Here is a 16250-nt window from a genome sequence, read left to right as displayed (position 1 = left end):
CGTCAGCGGGTCAGTCGTAACGCCACCGACTTTGCGTGCGCGGGCAGCCCCTCTGCCTCCGCCAGCGCCACCGCAGCGGGGCCGATCGCGGCGAGTGCGTCCGCGTCGCAGGCGATGAAGCTGGTGCGTTTCATGAAGTCGAGCACCGACAGCCCCGACGAAAACCGCGCGCGGCGGCCGGTCGGGAGGACGTGGTTGGGACCGGCGACGTAATCGCCGACCGCCTCTGGCGTGTGGCGGCCGAGGAACACCGATCCGGCATGGCGGACGCGGTCGAACAGCCCCTGTGCCACGTCGGCGTCGCACGCGAGCTCGAGATGTTCGGGCGCGAGCGCGTTCACCAGCGGGATCGCCTCGTCCAAGGTCGCAGTCACGATGATCGCGCCGTTGGCGTCCCACGCCGCGCGGGCGACTGCCTTGGTGGAAAGCGTGCCGATCATCAGGTCGACCGCATCGGCGACCGCGGTGGCCAGCGTGGCGCTGTCGGTGATGAGGATCGACTGGCTAGTCGGGTCGTGCTCGGACTGGCTGAGCAAATCGGCGGCGATCCACTGCGCGTCATTGTCGCCGTCGGCGACGACCACGATCTCGCTCGGGCCCGCCACCATGTCGATGCCGACGACGCCGTAGAGCTGGCGCTTGGCCTCCGCGACCCAGGCATTGCCGGGGCCGGTTACGACGTCGACCGCGCCGATGCGGGCTGTGCCATAGGCGAGCGCGGCGATCGCCTGCGCCCCGCCGACGCGCCAGATCTCGTCCACGCCCGCGACGTGCGCGGCGGCGAGGACGAGGGGGTTGATCTCTCCCTTGGGCGTGGGCGTGACCATGACGAGCCGCTCGACGCCCGCGGCCTTGGCCGGCAGCGCGTTCATCAGGACCGACGACGGATAGGCCGCGCGCCCGCCCGGCACATAGACGCCCGCCGCATCGACCGGGCGCCACCGCGCGCCGAAGCGAACGCCGCTGGCGTCGGTTTCGTCGCGGTCCTCGGGGATCTGCTTGGCGTGATAGGCGGCGATGCGGGTCGCGGCGAGGTCTAGCGCGTCCCGGAGTTCCTCGCTCAATCCCTGATACGCCGCGAGGCAATCGGCGCGCTCGATCCGCCAGCCGGTATCGTTCAGGTCGTGGCCGTCGAACCGCTGAGTATATGCGGCAAGCGCGGCATCGCCTTCGTCGCGGACGGCGGCGACGATGGTGCGGACATCGCGTGCGACATCGGCGTCGGCCTCCCGCCGCGCGCCGACCAGCGCATCGAACGCGGCGGCGAAGCCGGGGTCGGAGGTGGAGAGTTTCAGCATCCAATTTCCGTTCGTTTCGAGCGAAGTCGAGAAACTTCTGTGTCGTGTCGGGCGATGATTTCTCGACTTCGCTCGAAACGAACGGGGAAAGTCATGCCGGCTGCACCGCAACCGCGCGCCGGAATGCGTCCACCAGCGGCACGACCTCGCCGCGCGTCTTGAACGCGGCGCGGTTGACGATCAGGCGGCTGGTGACCTCGGCGATCACTTCGACCTCGACCAGCCCGTTTTCCTTCAGCGTGCGGCCCGACGACACTAGATCGACGATGCGCGGGGCAAGGCCGAGGACGGGGGCGAGTTCCATCGCGCCGTTCAGCTTCACGCACTCGGCACCCACACCGCGCGCCTCGAAATGGGTGCGGGTGACATGGGGGTATTTGGTGGCGATGCGGACGTGGCTCCAGCCGCGCGGATCGTCCTTTGCCGCCATCGCCGCGGGCTCGGCGACCGACAGGCGGCAATGGCCGATGCCTAGGTCGACCGGCGCGTAGAGCTCCGAATAGGCGAATTCCATCAGCACGTCCGACCCGACGATGCCGAGATGCGCGGCGCCGTGCGCGACGAAGGTCGCGACGTCGAACGCGCGCACCCGGATCAGGTCGATGTCGGCGCGGTTGGTCGAGAAGCGCAGCGCGCGACTGGCGTCGTCGCTGAATGCCGGTTCGGGGACGATCCCGACCCGCGCAAGCAGCGGCAGCGCCTCCTGCAGGATGCGCCCCTTGGGCACCGCGATGATGATCGGATCGGCCATGTCGAGGCGGGCTTTACGAGAGGGGTGGGGAGGGCGCAACACACCTGCCGACGGAAGGGGAAGACATGGGCACAGAGGCCGAGAACCGCGAGGCGTTTCGTATCCAGGCGGGCTATTGCGCGGCGATGGCGGCGCCGGTGACGGCGCGGATCGCTGGCGCGCTGGCCGGCGCGATCGACCGGGTGAGCGTGACCGGGCGGCGGGTGCTCGACTGGGCGGGCGAGCCGGTCGCCGATGCGGTGGCGCTGCGGCTGGTCGGCGGGCTGCACGCTTTGCACCGGACGGGCGTGGATGCCGCGCTGTCGCGGGTGTTCGCGGGCGCGGTGAGCGATCCGGTGGCGGTCGAGGCGACGCTGCGCGAGACGCTGCGGACGCATGACGCCGCGCTGTCGCCGTGGCTTGATGGCCCGCCGCAGACCAATGAGGCGGCGCGCTCGGCAGGCTTGATGACCGGGCTGCTGCATCTCGCCGCACGCTATGGCCCGCGGCTGGAGCTGATCGAGATCGGGTCGAGCGCGGGGCTGAACCTGCTGATCGATGACTATGCGTTCGATCTGGGCGGGGTGCGCGCCGGGCCGGCGAATGCCGCGGTGACTATCCGGCCCGAGTGGCGCGGACCACCGCCGCCGGACGTGCCGGTCGAGATCGTCTCGACGCGCGGGGTCGATATCGCGCCGATCGACCTGTCGGACCCTGCCGCGGCGGAGCGGTTGCAGGCCTATGTCTGGATCGAAGCCACCGAGCGTGCCGCGCGGCTGGCGCAGACGATCGCGCTGGTGCGGGCGCGGGGCGTGCGCCTCGATCGCGGCGATGCCGCCGACTGGGTCGCGGCGCGGCTGGCCGAACCGCAGGCGGCAGGCGTCACGCGGGTGCTGATGCACTCGGTGGTGTGGCAGTATCTCGGCGCGGAGCGGCAGGAACGCATCCGCGCGGCGATGCACGCGGCGGGCGGGCGGGCGACGGCGGAGCGGCCGCTCGGCTGGGTGATGATGGAGCCCAACCGCGACCTCCACCGCCACGAAGTCCGCGTCCGCGGCTGGCCGGGGGAGCGTGCGATGGAGCTCGTCGGGCTGACGCATGCGCACGGGGCTTGGGTGGAGGGGCTTGCGGAGCCCTATTCCACGGCGGATTATGTGATGCGGGGGGTGGCACCGGAGTAGAAGTGAAACGGTTCAGAGAAGGCGCTAAGGCGCGAAGAAGAATAGGGTATTTCGCGCAGAGGCGCAGCGGGGTTGCGGTCCTTTTGCGCGAAGCGCCTTATCAACGCACCGTGTCGAATGTCTTCCGATCGCCAGGCGAGCGACACCACAGCGTCCTTTGCGCCTCGGCGTGAAATATCCTTTTCTTAGCGCCTTAGCGCCTTCTCTGAACGATTTCTCTTCTAAACTCCCCAGTCGCGCATCGCCGCCACCACCGCAGGCGCATTTTCCCACGGCACGAAATGCCCGGCCTCCACTTTCGTCACCGTCAGGTCGGGGACCAAGGCATCCAGCCCCTCCAACTGCACCGGCAGCAGGGCGATGTCGCCCAGGCCCCAGATCACCAACGTCGGCTGGGTGACCGGCGGGAACGGGCCGTCGAGGAACGCGGGGCGCTCGGGCGTCGCGTCCATCGCCGGCACCTGCACCGCGCTGGCGCGATACCAGTTGAGCATCGCCGTCATCGCGCCGGGCTGGCTCCACTGATCGATGTAGATGGCGCGCTCGTCCGCGCCCATCTTGGCGGCGTCGGCGTGGCGGGCGAAGGTCGTCTCGAAGAACGCGGCGACGCCGATGCGGTCGATATAGGCCTCGATCTCCGGATTGCGGAACGCGGTGATGTACTGGCTCGCGGCACGCTGCGCGGGGTCGTCGAACAAGGATTTCTGGAAGACGAAGGGGTGCGGCGCGTTGACGATCACCAGCCGCGCGACGCGCGCAGGCTGCTGCAACGCCGCCATCCACGCGATCGCGCCGCCCCAGTCGTGGCCGACGAGCGTAAAGCGGTCGATTCCGAAATGATCGGCGAGCGCGATCAGGTCGGCGACCGGCTTGTCGGGGGTGTAATTCTCGACGCCCGCGGGCTTCGACGACCGCGCGAAGCCGCGCTGGTCGGGGGCGAGGACGAAATGATCGCGGGCAAGGTCTGGGATGACGTCGCGCCACGTGCGGTGCGATTCGGGGAAGCCGTGGAGCAGAATGACGGGCGGATGCGCCGGGTCGCCGGCGACCGCGACGTCGAGGTCGACGCCGGTGGGAAGGGCGATGCGCTGAAGGTCGAAGTCGGTCATAATTCCCCTCCCGCTTGCGGGAGGGGCAGGGGAGGGCCTGTCACTTCACGCAGGTGCTCCACATGCCCTCCCCCAACCCCTCCCGCAAGCGAGAGGGGAGAATCAGGGATAGCTGACCGTCTTGGGCACCTCGGGAATCGGGATGAATTCCTCGCTGTCGCCGGGCACGACCGGGAATTCGCCCGCCTTCCACGCGCGCTTCGCTTCGTTGATGCGGTCGCGGCGGGAGGAGACGAAATTCCACCAGACGTGGCGCGGGGTCATCGCTTCGCCGCCGCACAGCATCACCCGCCCGCCGCGTTCGGAGCGCAGCGTCGCGGCGATGCCGGGGCGCAGCACGGTCAGGTGGGTGGGATCGAGCGCCACGCCCTCTACGCTCGCTTCGCCGTCGCACAGGTACAGCGCGCGCTCGTCGGCGTCGGTGTCGATCGGGATAGAGCCGCCCGGCGCCAGCACGATGTCGGCGTAGATGGTGTCGGCATAGGTGTCGGTCGGCGCGCGGCGGCCCCAGAGCGACCCCATGATGACGCGCGCCTTGGCGCACCCGTCCTCGACCACCGGCAGCTCGTCACGCGTCACGTGCTGGAAGGCGGGATCGGTCTCCTCGACCGCCTCGGGCAGCGCGATCCAGGTCTGGATGCCCGACAGCTCCGGCCCCTTCGCCCGCTCGTCGCCGGGCGAGCGTTCGGAATGGACGATGCCGCGCCCGGCGGTCATCAGGTTGACCGCGCCGGGCTCGATCCGCGCCTTGGTCCCCAGCGAATCGCGGTGATCGATCGCGCCGCCGAACAGATAGGTGACGGTCGCCAGATTGATGTGCGGGTGCGGGCGCACGTCAATGCCGGTGCCGGCGTCGAGGATCGCTGGCCCCATCTGGTCGAAGAACAGGAACGGCCCGACCATCGTCCGCGCCTTCGCCGGCAACGTGCGGTGAACCTTGAACCCGCCCAGATCATGGGTGACCGGGGTCAGGATCTGCTCGATCAGATCGTCGTGGGTCATGCGGCGTCCAGTTCCGGATAGTGGCGGAATATGCCGTCCTGATTGAAGGGCAGGCGGCGGTCGCTTTTCAGATATGCGCGCAGTTCGGGAAGGGCGGCAACCTGATCGCGGATGGCGATGACGCCGGGATACTCCTGCTCGATCGCCGCCATCCGCTTCGGGAACATGTAGCGCAGCCCCTCAACCAACTGGAAGATCGAGGTGTCGGCGTAGGTCCAGCGATTGTCGATCACCCAGTCGCCGGCATTGGCGGTGGCGACACCCTCAAGATACGCCAGGAATTTCGGCAGGCGCGTCTCGCGGAACTGGTGCGCGGCGCGGGCGGCCTCTGTCTGCTGGTCAGCATAATAGGCGCCGGGTTCCACCGGGTGGTGGACGTTGTGCACCTCCGTCACGCAGTCGGCGATCGTCAGCTGGACCTGCGTCAGCCAGTAGCGGTCGCCGAGCCGCGACGGTGCCAGGCCGTGCTGCGTGCCGAGGAAGGCGAGGATCGTCGCCACCTGCGCGATCACCAGCCCGTCATACTCGAGATAGGGCGGCGCGAACGGCCCGCGACCACCGTGGCGCTTCATGTCGGCGACCAGCGCATCGACGCCGCGGGTGCGGGCGCAATCCTCATAGTCGATTCCCGCGGCCTCGAGCGGCAGGCGGATGAACTCGCCGCGCCCCGGGATCGTCGGCCAGTACCAAAGGGTGTACATCGTCACTGTCCCCCCGGTGCCGACGCGCGGATCGCCAGCGCGTGGATGCGAGTGGCGAGCAGGTCGGCGAGTGCATGGTTCACCAACCGCTGGCGCGCGACGCGGTTCAGCCCGGCGAAGGCGGCGCTCTCGATGACGACCGTGAAGTGCGACTCGCCGGTGCCGTCGTCGCCCATGTGGCCGGCGTGGTGGTGGCTGTCGTTGACGACCTCCAGATGCGTCGGGTCGAGCGCCGCGGTCAGGCGGGCGGCCATGATTTCGGCGAGTGGAGCGGTAGCGGTGTCGGTCATCGCACCTATATAAGCCGCTTTTTCGCGGGAATGGCAGTGGCGCGGGGCGAACCCCATAAAGATCGACCGAACACGCGCTTCCACGGCCGGGTGGAGGCGGACGGACGGCTGTGCGACCAGCCGGGCTGCACCGAACCCGGCGAGTTTCGCGCGCCGCCCGCGGAGGGCACCGGCGCTACGGGCGAAGGGCCGGGCCAGTTCCGCTGGATGTGCCTGGACCATGTCCGGGCGTTCAACGCCGGCTATAATTTCTTCACCGGCATGACCACCGACGAGATCACCGCGGCGCAGCGCCCCTATGCGGGGTGGGAGCGCGAGACGCGGGCGTTCGCCTCGAACGGCGCCGACGCGCCACCGAAATGGGCCGACTTTTCCGATCCGCTCGACGCGATCAGCGCGCGGTTCCGCGAGCGGATGGCGGAGGCGAAGGGTCGCGCCGACGGCAAGCCGCTGACCGGCGACGACCGCCGCGCGCTGAAGATGCTGGGCCTTTCCGCCGACGCCGATCGCCATGCCCTGCGCAGCCGCTATTCGGAACTGGTCCGCAAATTCCACCCCGATCGCAACGGCGGCGACCGGCGACACGAGAGCGCGCTACAGGCGGTGGTCGAGGCGTATCAGCATCTGCGCAAGGCGCCCGCCTTCGCCTGACGCTCAGCGCGGAGCTGACGCCTCACGCACCGCCTTGAATTCCGACCCCGCGCGCCACGTCGGCCAGCGCGTCGAGTTGGCGAGGCTGGTACCGATCGTGCGGACCAGATCGACGTCCTCGGCGGCCCCAGCGAAGTCGAGCGTCGGCGACCACGCGTCGCAGGTCTGGTGGTAACAGGCCATATAGTCCTTCAGCCACGCCTCGCCGCCGGCACGACCGCCCTTCACCAGATCGGGCGCGCCGCTGATCGCCATCAGCAGCAGCGTCGGCACCCCGCGGCGCGCGAGCGGGAAATGGTCGGCGCGGTAGAACAGCCCGCGCTCGGGCAGCGCCTCGGGCGTCACCACGCGGCCCTGCGCCTTGGCCGCAGCGGCCAGTTCGTCCTCCAGGCTGTTCTGGCCGTTGCCGACCAGCATGACGTCGCGCGCCTTGCCGCCGGTATTGAGGATGTCGAGCGTCAGGTTGGCGACCGTCTTCGCCGCCGGATAGACCGGGTTGGCGGCATAGCTTTCCGACCCGATCAGCCCGCGTTCCTCGGCGCTCCAGAAGGCGAAGACGGCGCTGCGGTCGGGGCGCTTGCCCGCCTGCATCACGCGCGCGATCTCCAGCAGGCCGGCGACGCCCAGCGCATCGTCGTTGGCGCCGGGGCGGATCGTGCGGCCTTGCGCATCGGGCTTGCCCTTGCCGTACGCGTCCCAATGCGCGCCGAACATCACCACTTCGTCGGGACGTTTCGCGCCGGGGATGCGGCCCAGCACGTTGCTGCTGCGGCTGGTCGAATGGGTGACGGCGATGTCGGCGGTCAGCGTCTGGCCGGTGAGTTCGCGCGGACGGAACGCGGCGGAGCGTGCCTCGACGCGCAGCTTGGCCAGGTCGAGGCCGGCTGCGGCGAACAGCTTCGTGGCGGCCGCCCCCTCGATCCAACCCTGCACCAGCACGCGGTCGTTGGGCTCGGGGCGAACGATGTCGTAATTCTCGCCGCCGGGCGCGGTCACGGTCGCCCAGCCGTATCCGGCGCCGGCGGTGTCGTGGACGATCAGCGCCCCGATCGCGCCGCGCCGCGCGGCCTCCTCGAATTTGTATGTCCAGCGCCCGTAATAGGTCATGCGCCGGTCGCCGAATTTCCCGCGCGCGTCGTCGCCCGCGGCGGCTTCGAAATCGGGATCGTTGACCAGGAAGACCGCGACCTTGCCCTTCAGGTCGACGCCCTTGAAATCATCCCAGCCGCGTTCGGGCGCGGTGACGCCGTAGCCGACGAAGACCAGCGGTGCATTCGCGAGGGCGACGCGGTCGACCGGGCGAACCGTGCTGACATACACGTCGCGCCCGCGCTCCAGCGTGGTGCCGCCGACCGCGATGGTCCCTGCGCCCAATTGCGTGCGGACCAGCGGCACGTCCTGCGTCCACTGGCCGTTCGGGCCGCCGGGGGCGAGCTTCAGCGCCTTCATCCGCGCGATCAGCCACGCGACGGTCTTGTCCTCGCCCGCCGTTCCCGGGCCGCGCCCCTCGAACGCATCCGACGCCAGCGTCTTCACGTCGGCGGAAAGCCGCGCGGACGAGATCGTCTGTGCCGCGGCGGGGGCGGCAGAGATCACAAGGGCAAGCAGCAGGCGTCTCACGTGCGGTTCTCCTCGGCGGAATATCCTGCGCCTACGCGCTCGCGGCGTCTTGCGCGAGGGGGACGGGCACGGAATGATGCGGCGATGACCTCCACCGTTCCGTCGGGCGATGCGCTCGCCGACTCTCCGCTTTCAGCCATTCGCGGCGTGGTCGATTATTGGGAGCGCCAGACGCTGCGCTCTGCGCGCCCGACGGCCAGCGCCATGGCCGACAGGATCCTGCTCGACGTGCTCGGGATCGGCATCGAACAGGCGTTGACGTACCTGCCGGTGACCCGGCCCGATTTCAGAGCGTTCGAGGACTGGGTGATCGCGACTGCGGGCAGGCCCGACGCGGAATCGGTGGCGCGCTATCACGCTTGGCTGGACGGACACGCCCCTCCCGCAGCGACCGCCGCGCGATTGGCCGCAGTCGATGTAGCACAACCTGTGCTAGGCCTCGACGAGCTAAAGCAGTGGGCGGAAAGCGGATACGTCGTCCTGCGCGGCGCGATTTCCGCGTCCGAAGCGGCGGCGGCTGCCGATCTGCTGTGGCAGGTGACGGGCGCCGCGCCAGACGACCCGGCCAGCTGGTACGGCGCGCGGACCAACGGCATCATGATCCAGTCCTTCCAGCATCCCGCGCTGGAAGTCGCGCGCCGCGCGCCGCGCATCCACAAGGCGTTCGCGCAGTTGCTCGGCACGTCCGACCTGTGGACGGCGACCGACCGGATGAGCTTCAACCCACCGGCAACCGCCGCGCACCCGTTTCCGGGGCCGCGCCTGCACTGGGATACCAGCCTCGCGCACCCGATTCCGCTGGCGGTGGGGGGAATCCTGTACTTGACCGATACGGCAGCCGATCAGGGCGCCTTGCAGGTGGTGTCGGGACTGCACCTCCGCCTGCGATCGTGGATCGAGGGACTGGACGGGGTCGATCCGCGCACCGCCGACCTGTCGGCCGATGCGGTGACGGTGCCCGCCGGGGCCGGCGACCTCGTGATCTGGCGGCAGGAACTCGCCCACGGCGCCAGCCCCAACACGAGCGATCGGCCACGACTGGCGCAATATGTGGCGATGTACGACCCGGCGGTGCCGCCACACGCCGAGTGGCGCTGACGCTCCCTCAGCCGAGATAGCGAGCAAGCACATCCCACGCCGGCTGCTTGGCGGCAAGGCCGACGGTATGAAGCGGGCTGGACGAGGGCAACGCGATGACGGCGAGGCTGTCCGCGACGTGGCGACGACCATGGGCGAGGGCGGTGGCGCCGTTGAAGGCGACCGCGCGGAGATCGGGCAGCGCGGCGATGAGCGCGGCGAGGTCGTTGCCGACCGGCTCACGGATCGCGGCGTCGGTGCTGCCGGTGCGGCGGGCGGTGGCGACGACGTCCCACAGGCCGATGCGGGCGGCGCGAAGCGCGGCGAGGCGGGCGTCATAGTCCAGCGCCGCGAGGTCGATGCCGATCGCCCCGCCCACCAGTCGCCAGAACTGGTTCTGCGGATGCGCGTAATAGCGCCCCTCCGCCAGCGATCGCTCACCCGGCAGGCTGCCGCAGATCAGCACGCGGGTGCCGGCATCGACCACCGGCGGGAAGGATCGCTTGATCGTCACGAAGCGGCGTTAGCATTGCCGCGGGGCTCCGCGCACGCCATCTTGCGCGCCATGCAGACTGCGCACGACACGCTCGCCCTGATCGGCAACACCCCGCTGGTGCGGTTGAAGGGGCCGAGCGAGGAGACCGGCTGCGACATCTTTGGCAAGTGCGAATTCGTCAATCCGGGCGCCAGCGTGAAGGACCGCGCCGCGCTGTTCATCGTCGAGGATGCCGAGGCGAAGGGCCAGATCGCGCCCGGCGGCACCATCGTCGAGGGGACGGCGGGCAACACCGGCATCGGCCTGGCGCTGGTCGCCAACGCCAAGGGCTACAAGACGATCATCGTGATGCCCGAGACGCAGAGCCGCGAGAAGATGGACACGCTGCGCGCGCTGGGCGCCGAGCTGGTTCTGGTCCCTGCCGCGCCCTATTCGAACCCGGGGCATTTCGTGCACACCAGCCGCCGCATCGCCGAGGAAACCGACAATGCGATCTGGGCGAACCAGTTCGACAACATCGCCAATCGCCGCGCGCACATCGTCGGCACCGCGGAGGAAATCTGGGCGCAGATGGACGGGCGGATCGACGGCTTCACCTGCGCCGCGGGCACCGGCGGGACGATCGCCGGCGTGGGCCTCGGCCTGAAGGAAAAGGATGAGGGCGTGACGATTGCCTTGAGCGATCCGCACGGCGCCGCGCTCTACGAATATTACGCGCACGGCGAGTTGCGGGCGGAGGGCAGCTCGGTCGCCGAGGGAATCGGTCAGGGGCGAATCACCGCCAATCTGGAAGGCGCGCCGATCGACACGCAATACCGGGTTTCCGACGAGGAGGGCATGGAATGGGTCCGCCGCCTGCTGGCGGAGGAGGGGCTATGCCTGGGCCTGTCGTCGGGGATCAACGTGGCGGGCGCAGTGCGGCTGGCGCGCGAACTGGGACCGGGCAAGCGCATCGCCACCATCCTGTGCGACACCGGATTTCGCTATCTGTCGACGCTCTACAATCCCGAATGGCTGGCGGCGAAGGGGCTGGACGCACCCGCGCACGGCGCCAACGGCTGACCGCCCGACAGGCTCGGCTCGACAGCGGCAGCGACATGCGTTACATTATTGTCACAGCCATGACGCCATCCGGTCCAGAACCTTCGCAGTCGATGCAGCGTGTCCGGGTCGCGATGACGGGTCTGCTCGCGGTCTTCGTGCTGATCGTCGTCGCCAGCGTGCTGTTCAACCTGACCAACCGCGAGCCCCCCGTGACCGCGATCGGCGCAGCGAAGCCCGACGTGGTGGCGAACATGACCGACGCGCCCCCCGCCAACACGACGATGAGCGAGCCGCTGTCGGATCTGGGCGTGCTGCCGGCGGCGACGGGAAATTCGGCGGCCGGGGCGAAGTAGGCGGCGAGGGCGTTTCGAACCCCCGTTCCAGTCAGTTTCGCACCTGCCTCACCCGCTTGTTTCGCGCCCCGTCCATTCGTTTCGCGCCTCTCCCACCCGTTCGTTTCGAGCGTAGTCGAGAAACTGCCCCGGGCGCCTGCGTGGCGGTTTCTCGACTACGCTCGAAACGAACGGGTTTGAGCGGGGGGCACCCGGCGCGCTCCGTTCGCCCTGAGCTTGTCGAAGGGCGTGTTCCGGGCACGTACTTTGACAGGCTCAGCACGAACGGAGATGGGGAGGACGGGGGGCAGGCGAGAGGTTAGGCGTGGCGGCTGACGCCTACGCCCTGCCGATTCCCGTCAGCTTCAGCCCCGCGCGCGCGGCTTCCTCGGGCGGATACACGTTGCGCAGGTCGACCAGCACCGGATCGTTCATCGACTTCGCGATTCGCGACAGGTCGAGCGCGCGGAAGGCATCCCATTCGGTGACGATCACCAGCGCGTCGGCACCCTCCGCCGCGGCGTAGGGCGACGCGGCGAACTCGACATCGGTCAGCATCGGGCGGGCCTGCTCGAACCCTTCGGGATCATAGGCCTTCACGGTCGCGCCGGCGTCCTGCAGCGCCTGGATCAGCGCCAGGCTCGGCGCGTCGCGCATGTCGTCGGTGTCGGGCTTGAAGGTGAGGCCCAGCACGCCGACGGTCTTGCCGCGCGCCTCTCCGCCCATCGCCTTGATGACCTTGCGCCCCATCGCGCGCTTGCGGGCGTCGTTGACCTGCACCGTCGCCTCGACGATGCGCAATGGTACTTCGTTATCGCCGGCGGTCTGGAGCAGCGCCAGCGTATCCTTCGGGAAGCACGACCCGCCATAGCCCGGCCCGGCGTTCAGGAACTTGCGCCCGATGCGGTTGTCCAGGCCGATGCCGCGCGCGACCTCCTGCACGTCGCCGCCGACCGCTTCACAGAGATCGGCGATCTCGTTGATGAAGGTGATCTTGACCGCCAGGAACGCGTTGGCGGCGTATTTGATGAGCTCGGCGGTGCGGCGCCCGGTGAAGACCAGCGGCGCCGACTGGTTGAGCGACAGCGGGCGGTAGATTTCGCGCAGCACCTCGCGCGCGCGCTCGTCCTCGGCGCCGATCACGACGCGGTCGGGGCGCTTAAAATCGGCGATCGCCGCGCCCTCGCGAAGGAATTCGGGGTTGCTGGCGACGGTCGCACCGACGTCGGGTGCGACCTCGGCCAAAATCCGTTCGACCTCGTCGCCGGTGCCGACCGGCACGGTCGATTTGGTGACGATGACGGCGGGCCTGGTCAGCGCCTCCGCCACCTCGCGCACGGCGGCGAAGACATAGGTCAGGTCGGCGTGCCCGTCGCCGCGGCGCGACGGCGTGCCGACCGCGATGAACACGGCGTCGGCGTCCTTCACGCCCGCCGCCAGGTCGGTGGTGAACGAAAGGCGCCCCGCACGCACATTCGCGCCGACCAGTTCGGCGAGGCCGGGTTCGTAGATCGGCATCACGCCGCGGTGCAGCGCCTCGATCTTGGTCGCGTCCTTGTCGACGCAGACGACTTCGTGCCCGAAGTCCGAAAAGCAGGCGCCGGACACCAGCCCGACATACCCCGTTCCGATCATCGTGATGCGCAAAGCCGTAACCCCTTCGTCCGAATGTCCTCCGGGCGTCTAGCCGCCGTTGCGCCAACAAAAAAGGGGCGGCGACCGCGATCGGTCGCCGCCCCGTCAGGCTCGCGAGGATCGCGTCAGAGCTTGAAGCGCGCGCCGACCAGGATCGTGCGACCGAAATGGTTGTTCTCGTAATTCCGCTGCGCGTCGAGATCGGTGTAGCGGAAGCGGTATTCGTCGGTCAGGTTCACGCCCTCCACCGACACCTCGACCCAAGGCGTCAGCTTGTAGCGGACAGAGGCATCGACGTTCAGCGTGTCGCCATAGCCTTCGAACACGTTGCCGGTGCCCGAATTGGCGTCGACATAGCCCTCACGGAACGAGCCCGAGACGCGTGCCGAGAATTTCTTGTCCTCATAGTAAAGCGTGCCGTTGAACGCCTTTTTCGACAGGCCGAACAGCGTGGTCGTGCGGTCGGCCTGGACGTTGGGCCCGAGCGCACAGAGCCCGGTGGTGGCGTTGCGGACGCACGCGGTGGCGATCGCGCCGTTGACGCGGTAGGTCGCGCTCGAATCGATGAAGGTCGCGTTGGCGATCGCGCCGAAGTGCTTCAGGAACCCCGGCAGGAACGTGAACTGCGTCTGGAGCGACAGCTCGACGCCCTTCAGCGAAGCGCCGGTGCCGTTGGTGATCGACGTGATGTTCCACAGCCGCCCCTCGGGGTTGAGCGCAGCCGGGCTCGACGGCGGGATGATCGAGGTCGGCAGGCCGGTCGAGGCGAAGGTGCCCGAGCGCGTGACCCCGATCGGGAAGCTCTCCACGTCCTTCTTGAACAGCGCGACCGACAGGATCGATCCGCGCGCGAAATACCATTCGGCGGCCAGATCGAACGCGGTCGCGCGGAACGGCAGCAGGTTGGGGTTGCCGAAGCTGACGTTGTAGTTGAACCCGTCGACCGAGCCGCCCGGCGTCAGATTGCCGAGCGAGGGGCGGGTGATGACCTTGGCGATCGCACCGCGCAGGATGATGTCGTCGGTCGGGAACAGCGCGACGTTCATCGATGGCAGCCAGTCGTCGTAGGTCCGCTCGACGGTGACGGGCGCGCCGCTCGACAGGCCCGACGAGCTCTGGTCGGTGTGGACGTAGCGGACGCCGGCATTGGCGGCATAGCGCAGGCCGAAGATGTCGCCCTTCGCATCGAATTGCAGGTATCCGCCGCTGACCGTCTCGATCACCGAGCGGGTGTTGCCCGCATCGACCGCGAGCGCGCGGCTGTAGAGCTTCGTGAAGTCCGCCGATTTCTGGATGTCGGGGATCAGGAACTGCGTGGTCGTGCCGCTCGGCTGGCCGGCGTTGCCGAGCGTGAACAGCTCGCCGAGATTGGTGGCGGGGAAGCCGTACACCGCCGTCGGCCCGAACGCGCTCGATGCCGAGCAGGTGAGGGTGCCGAGCACGCGATCGACGCCGCCGTTGCCGCACACCACGGTGTCGCGAGTGAACGCCTTCGAATCGAAGCTGAAGCGCCGGTACACGCCGCCCGCCTTGATCGTGAAGGCGTCGGGCACGACGTCCCACTCGGTGCGCAGCTGCGCGGTGCGGAACTTGTTGGTGACGTTCGACGGACGGTCGCGGATTTCGGCGAGCTGAAAATTAGCCGGGTCGGTGACGCTGGTGCCGAACGTCAGCTTCGGAAATTCCATGTCGCGATAGTCGTAGCTGTAGTTCTGCGCATCGCGGTCATCGAACACGAACGTCGTCTCGACCGGGATGTTCGCATCCGATTTCGACACGCCGCCCATCACCGTGAAGCGGAACCGGTCGCTGACGTCCTGGTCCCAGCTGCCGCCGACCTGATAGAATTTGGTGTTCGACTGGCGCAGATAATGTTCGGTCCGCACCCACGCATCGTTCAGCGTCGCGGCGATCATGTTGCCGCTGGTGTCGTACACGGGGTTGGTCACGTCGATCGAGCGTTCGTTGGAGCGCAGCAGCACCTCGCCCCACTTTTCCTCGCGGTCCTCCTTGAAGCGCGAGAACAGGCCGTCGATCGACACCTTGGTCGCATCGGAGGGCGACCACTGGATGCTGCCGGTGATACCCAGCCGCTCGCGATCGTGACCGACTTCGCCATAGCGCGGGATGCGCGGGTGGAAGGCGAGTGCCGCTTGGTCGCATGCGGCACTCGGGCGATAGCTGCCGCCGCTGTTCGCCGCCGGCGTGGTGTAGGTGACGCCGGTCGCGGCATTGCCGGTCGAATTGTAGAAACACGGCGTGCCGCCGACCGAATCGAAATACGCCTGGCTCCAGCGGACGGTATTGTTGCCGAGTTCGAGCGTGTCGGTCTTCTGATAGGCCGCCGACACCGCGACGCCGAAATCGCCGTTCGGCGACTTCCAAGACAGCAGGCCCGCGACGCGCGGTCCCCACGTCTTCGACAGATCGTTGTACGACGCGTTCGCCGAGCCGACGAGCGTGAAGCCGGTCTTCCCGCCCAGCGGATTGCCGGTGTTCAGGTCGACGACCGCGCCCAATGACCCCTCGTCGAGCGATGCCTCGGCGGTCTTGTGGACGACGATGGAGTTGAACAGCTCGGATGCAAACACGTTGAAGTCGAACGCGCGGTCGCGGTTGGCGCTGGCGCCGTCGGACGAGGTCGCGACCGTTTCCATCCCGTTGACGCGGACGCGGGTGAATTGCGCGCCGAGCCCGCGAACGGTGATCGCGCGGCCCTCGCCGCCGTCGCGCTGTATCGAGATACCGGGAATGCGCTGGAGCGATTCGGCCAGGTTCTGGTCGGGGAATTTGGCGATATCCTCGGCGACGATCGCATCGACCGCGCCGACCGAGAGGCGCTTCACGTTGAGCGCGGCGTCGAGCGACGCGCGGAAGCCGGTGACGACGATGTCCTCGCCCTGGTCGTCGGCAGGCGCGGGCGCGTCGGTCGTCGTCTGCGGGGCGGGCGTGGAATTGCCCGTCGTCTGCGGATCGGTCGCCTGGGCATGCGCCGGAGTGGCGAGCGCGAGCGCGAGGGCGCCCATCGAAACCGTGCCGATCGCGTGGCGAACCGTCTTCATGTCATCCTCCCACACCGGACAA

At 68.7% G+C, this 16250-nt stretch carries 15 protein-coding genes; 5 read left to right on the top strand and 10 right to left on the bottom strand.

Features of this window, described 5'->3' with window-relative positions; translation table 11 throughout:
- Positions 1 to 2: 2 nt before the first annotated feature.
- Together hisD and hisG are read right to left on the bottom strand one after the other, a co-directional pair.
- A complete protein-coding gene (gene hisD / locus M9980_RS07835) occupies positions 3 to 1298 on the bottom strand; it encodes a histidinol dehydrogenase (protein WP_250748713.1) in 1296 nt (431 codons plus the stop codon).
- Positions 1299 to 1389: 91 nt separating this feature from the next.
- Entirely contained in the window at positions 1390 to 2049 is a 660-nt protein-coding gene (gene hisG, locus M9980_RS07830; RefSeq protein ID WP_250748712.1) for an ATP phosphoribosyltransferase, read from the bottom strand.
- A gap of 65 nt (positions 2050 to 2114) precedes the next feature.
- Here hisG and M9980_RS07825 point away from each other — a divergent pair, with 65 nt between their 5' ends.
- Complete coding sequence (locus tag M9980_RS07825) at positions 2115 to 3209, top strand: DUF2332 domain-containing protein (RefSeq protein ID WP_250748701.1); 1095 nt, start codon at positions 2115 to 2117, stop codon at positions 3207 to 3209.
- Between the two features lie 221 nt (positions 3210 to 3430).
- On the opposite strand, the gene M9980_RS07820 is transcribed toward M9980_RS07825, so the two are convergent.
- The 4 genes from M9980_RS07820 to M9980_RS07805 form a co-directional block, all read right to left on the bottom strand.
- Positions 3431 to 4318: an alpha/beta fold hydrolase gene (locus M9980_RS07820; protein WP_250748700.1), complete on the bottom strand. Its 888-nt coding sequence runs from the start codon at positions 4316 to 4318 to the stop codon at positions 3431 to 3433.
- Positions 4319 to 4420: 102 nt separating this feature from the next.
- On the bottom strand, positions 4421 to 5320 hold the full coding sequence (locus M9980_RS07815) for a pirin family protein (RefSeq protein ID WP_250748698.1): 900 nt from the start codon (positions 5318 to 5320) through the stop codon (positions 4421 to 4423).
- Positions 5317 to 6021: a glutathione S-transferase gene (locus tag M9980_RS07810; protein ID WP_250748696.1), complete on the bottom strand. Its 705-nt coding sequence runs from the start codon at positions 6019 to 6021 to the stop codon at positions 5317 to 5319. Before M9980_RS07810 ends, M9980_RS07815 begins: the two co-directional genes overlap by 4 nt.
- A 2-nt stretch (positions 6022 to 6023) precedes the next feature.
- Positions 6024 to 6311: a BolA family protein gene (locus tag M9980_RS07805; RefSeq protein ID WP_250748694.1), complete on the bottom strand. Its 288-nt coding sequence runs from the start codon at positions 6309 to 6311 to the stop codon at positions 6024 to 6026.
- A gap of 30 nt (positions 6312 to 6341) precedes the next feature.
- On the opposite strand from M9980_RS07805, the gene M9980_RS07800 reads away from it, so the two are divergent.
- Positions 6342 to 6962 (top strand): J domain-containing protein, encoded by a 621-nt coding sequence (locus M9980_RS07800; protein ID WP_422921345.1) that lies wholly within the window; start codon positions 6342 to 6344, stop codon positions 6960 to 6962.
- A 3-nt stretch (positions 6963 to 6965) separates the two neighbouring features.
- Here the strand turns inward: M9980_RS07800 and M9980_RS07795 are convergent, their stop codons facing one another.
- Positions 6966 to 8582: a M20/M25/M40 family metallo-hydrolase gene (locus tag M9980_RS07795; RefSeq protein ID WP_250748690.1), complete on the bottom strand. Its 1617-nt coding sequence runs from the start codon at positions 8580 to 8582 to the stop codon at positions 6966 to 6968.
- 84 nt (positions 8583 to 8666) lie between these two features.
- On the opposite strand from M9980_RS07795, the gene M9980_RS07790 reads away from it, so the two are divergent.
- Positions 8667 to 9680, top strand: coding sequence for a phytanoyl-CoA dioxygenase family protein (locus M9980_RS07790; RefSeq protein WP_250748689.1), 1014 nt, complete (start codon positions 8667 to 8669; stop codon positions 9678 to 9680).
- A gap of 7 nt (positions 9681 to 9687) precedes the next feature.
- On the opposite strand, the gene M9980_RS07785 is transcribed toward M9980_RS07790, so the two are convergent.
- Positions 9688 to 10173, bottom strand: coding sequence for a DNA-deoxyinosine glycosylase (locus tag M9980_RS07785; protein ID WP_250748687.1), 486 nt, complete (start codon positions 10171 to 10173; stop codon positions 9688 to 9690).
- Between the two features lie 51 nt (positions 10174 to 10224).
- On the opposite strand from M9980_RS07785, the gene M9980_RS07780 reads away from it, so the two are divergent.
- Positions 10225 to 11217: a cysteine synthase A gene (locus M9980_RS07780; RefSeq protein WP_250748685.1), complete on the top strand. Its 993-nt coding sequence runs from the start codon at positions 10225 to 10227 to the stop codon at positions 11215 to 11217.
- Between the two features lie 113 nt (positions 11218 to 11330).
- The gene (locus M9980_RS07775; RefSeq protein WP_250748683.1) at positions 11331 to 11552 is read left to right on the top strand and encodes a hypothetical protein; all 222 of its coding nucleotides are present in this window, start codon (positions 11331 to 11333) and stop codon (positions 11550 to 11552) included.
- Positions 11553 to 11870: 318 nt separating this feature from the next.
- On the opposite strand, the gene M9980_RS07770 is transcribed toward M9980_RS07775, so the two are convergent.
- Complete coding sequence (locus M9980_RS07770) at positions 11871 to 13178, bottom strand: UDP-glucose dehydrogenase family protein (RefSeq protein WP_250748681.1); 1308 nt, start codon at positions 13176 to 13178, stop codon at positions 11871 to 11873.
- 113 nt (positions 13179 to 13291) lie between these two features.
- A complete protein-coding gene (locus M9980_RS07765) occupies positions 13292 to 16228 on the bottom strand; it encodes a TonB-dependent receptor (protein ID WP_250748678.1) in 2937 nt (978 codons plus the stop codon).
- Positions 16229 to 16250 lie beyond the last annotated feature (22 nt).

It is taken from the genome of Sphingomonas donggukensis (assembly GCF_023674425.1).
Taxonomy (GTDB): Bacteria; Pseudomonadota; Alphaproteobacteria; order Sphingomonadales; family Sphingomonadaceae; genus Sphingomonas; species Sphingomonas donggukensis.
Note: the sequence above shows the minus strand (reverse complement) of the source record. Positions and strands in the feature narration are given on the sequence as shown.

Bases quoted from the DNA above. Each gene is read 5' to 3' on its own strand.
- hisD (WP_250748713.1), bottom strand. From the start codon at position 1,298: ATGCTGAAACTCTCCACCTCCGACCCCGGCTTCGCCGCCGCGTTCGAT.
- hisG (WP_250748712.1), bottom strand. From the start codon at position 2,049: ATGGCCGATCCGATCATCATCGCGGTGCCCAAGGGGCGCATCCTGCAG.
- M9980_RS07825 (WP_250748701.1), top strand. From the start codon at position 2,115: ATGGGCACAGAGGCCGAGAACCGCGAGGCGTTTCGTATCCAGGCGGGC.
- M9980_RS07820 (WP_250748700.1), bottom strand. From the start codon at position 4,318: ATGACCGACTTCGACCTTCAGCGCATCGCCCTTCCCACCGGCGTCGAC.
- M9980_RS07815 (WP_250748698.1), bottom strand. From the start codon at position 5,320: ATGACCCACGACGATCTGATCGAGCAGATCCTGACCCCGGTCACCCAT.
- M9980_RS07810 (WP_250748696.1), bottom strand. From the start codon at position 6,021: ATGTACACCCTTTGGTACTGGCCGACGATCCCGGGGCGCGGCGAGTTC.
- M9980_RS07805 (WP_250748694.1), bottom strand. From the start codon at position 6,311: ATGACCGACACCGCTACCGCTCCACTCGCCGAAATCATGGCCGCCCGC.
- M9980_RS07800 (WP_422921345.1), top strand. From the start codon at position 6,342: ATGGCAGTGGCGCGGGGCGAACCCCATAAAGATCGACCGAACACGCGC.
- M9980_RS07790 (WP_250748689.1), top strand. From the start codon at position 8,667: ATGACCTCCACCGTTCCGTCGGGCGATGCGCTCGCCGACTCTCCGCTT.
- M9980_RS07780 (WP_250748685.1), top strand. From the start codon at position 10,225: ATGCAGACTGCGCACGACACGCTCGCCCTGATCGGCAACACCCCGCTG.
- M9980_RS07775 (WP_250748683.1), top strand. From the start codon at position 11,331: ATGACGGGTCTGCTCGCGGTCTTCGTGCTGATCGTCGTCGCCAGCGTG.
- M9980_RS07765 (WP_250748678.1), bottom strand. From the start codon at position 16,228: ATGAAGACGGTTCGCCACGCGATCGGCACGGTTTCGATGGGCGCCCTC.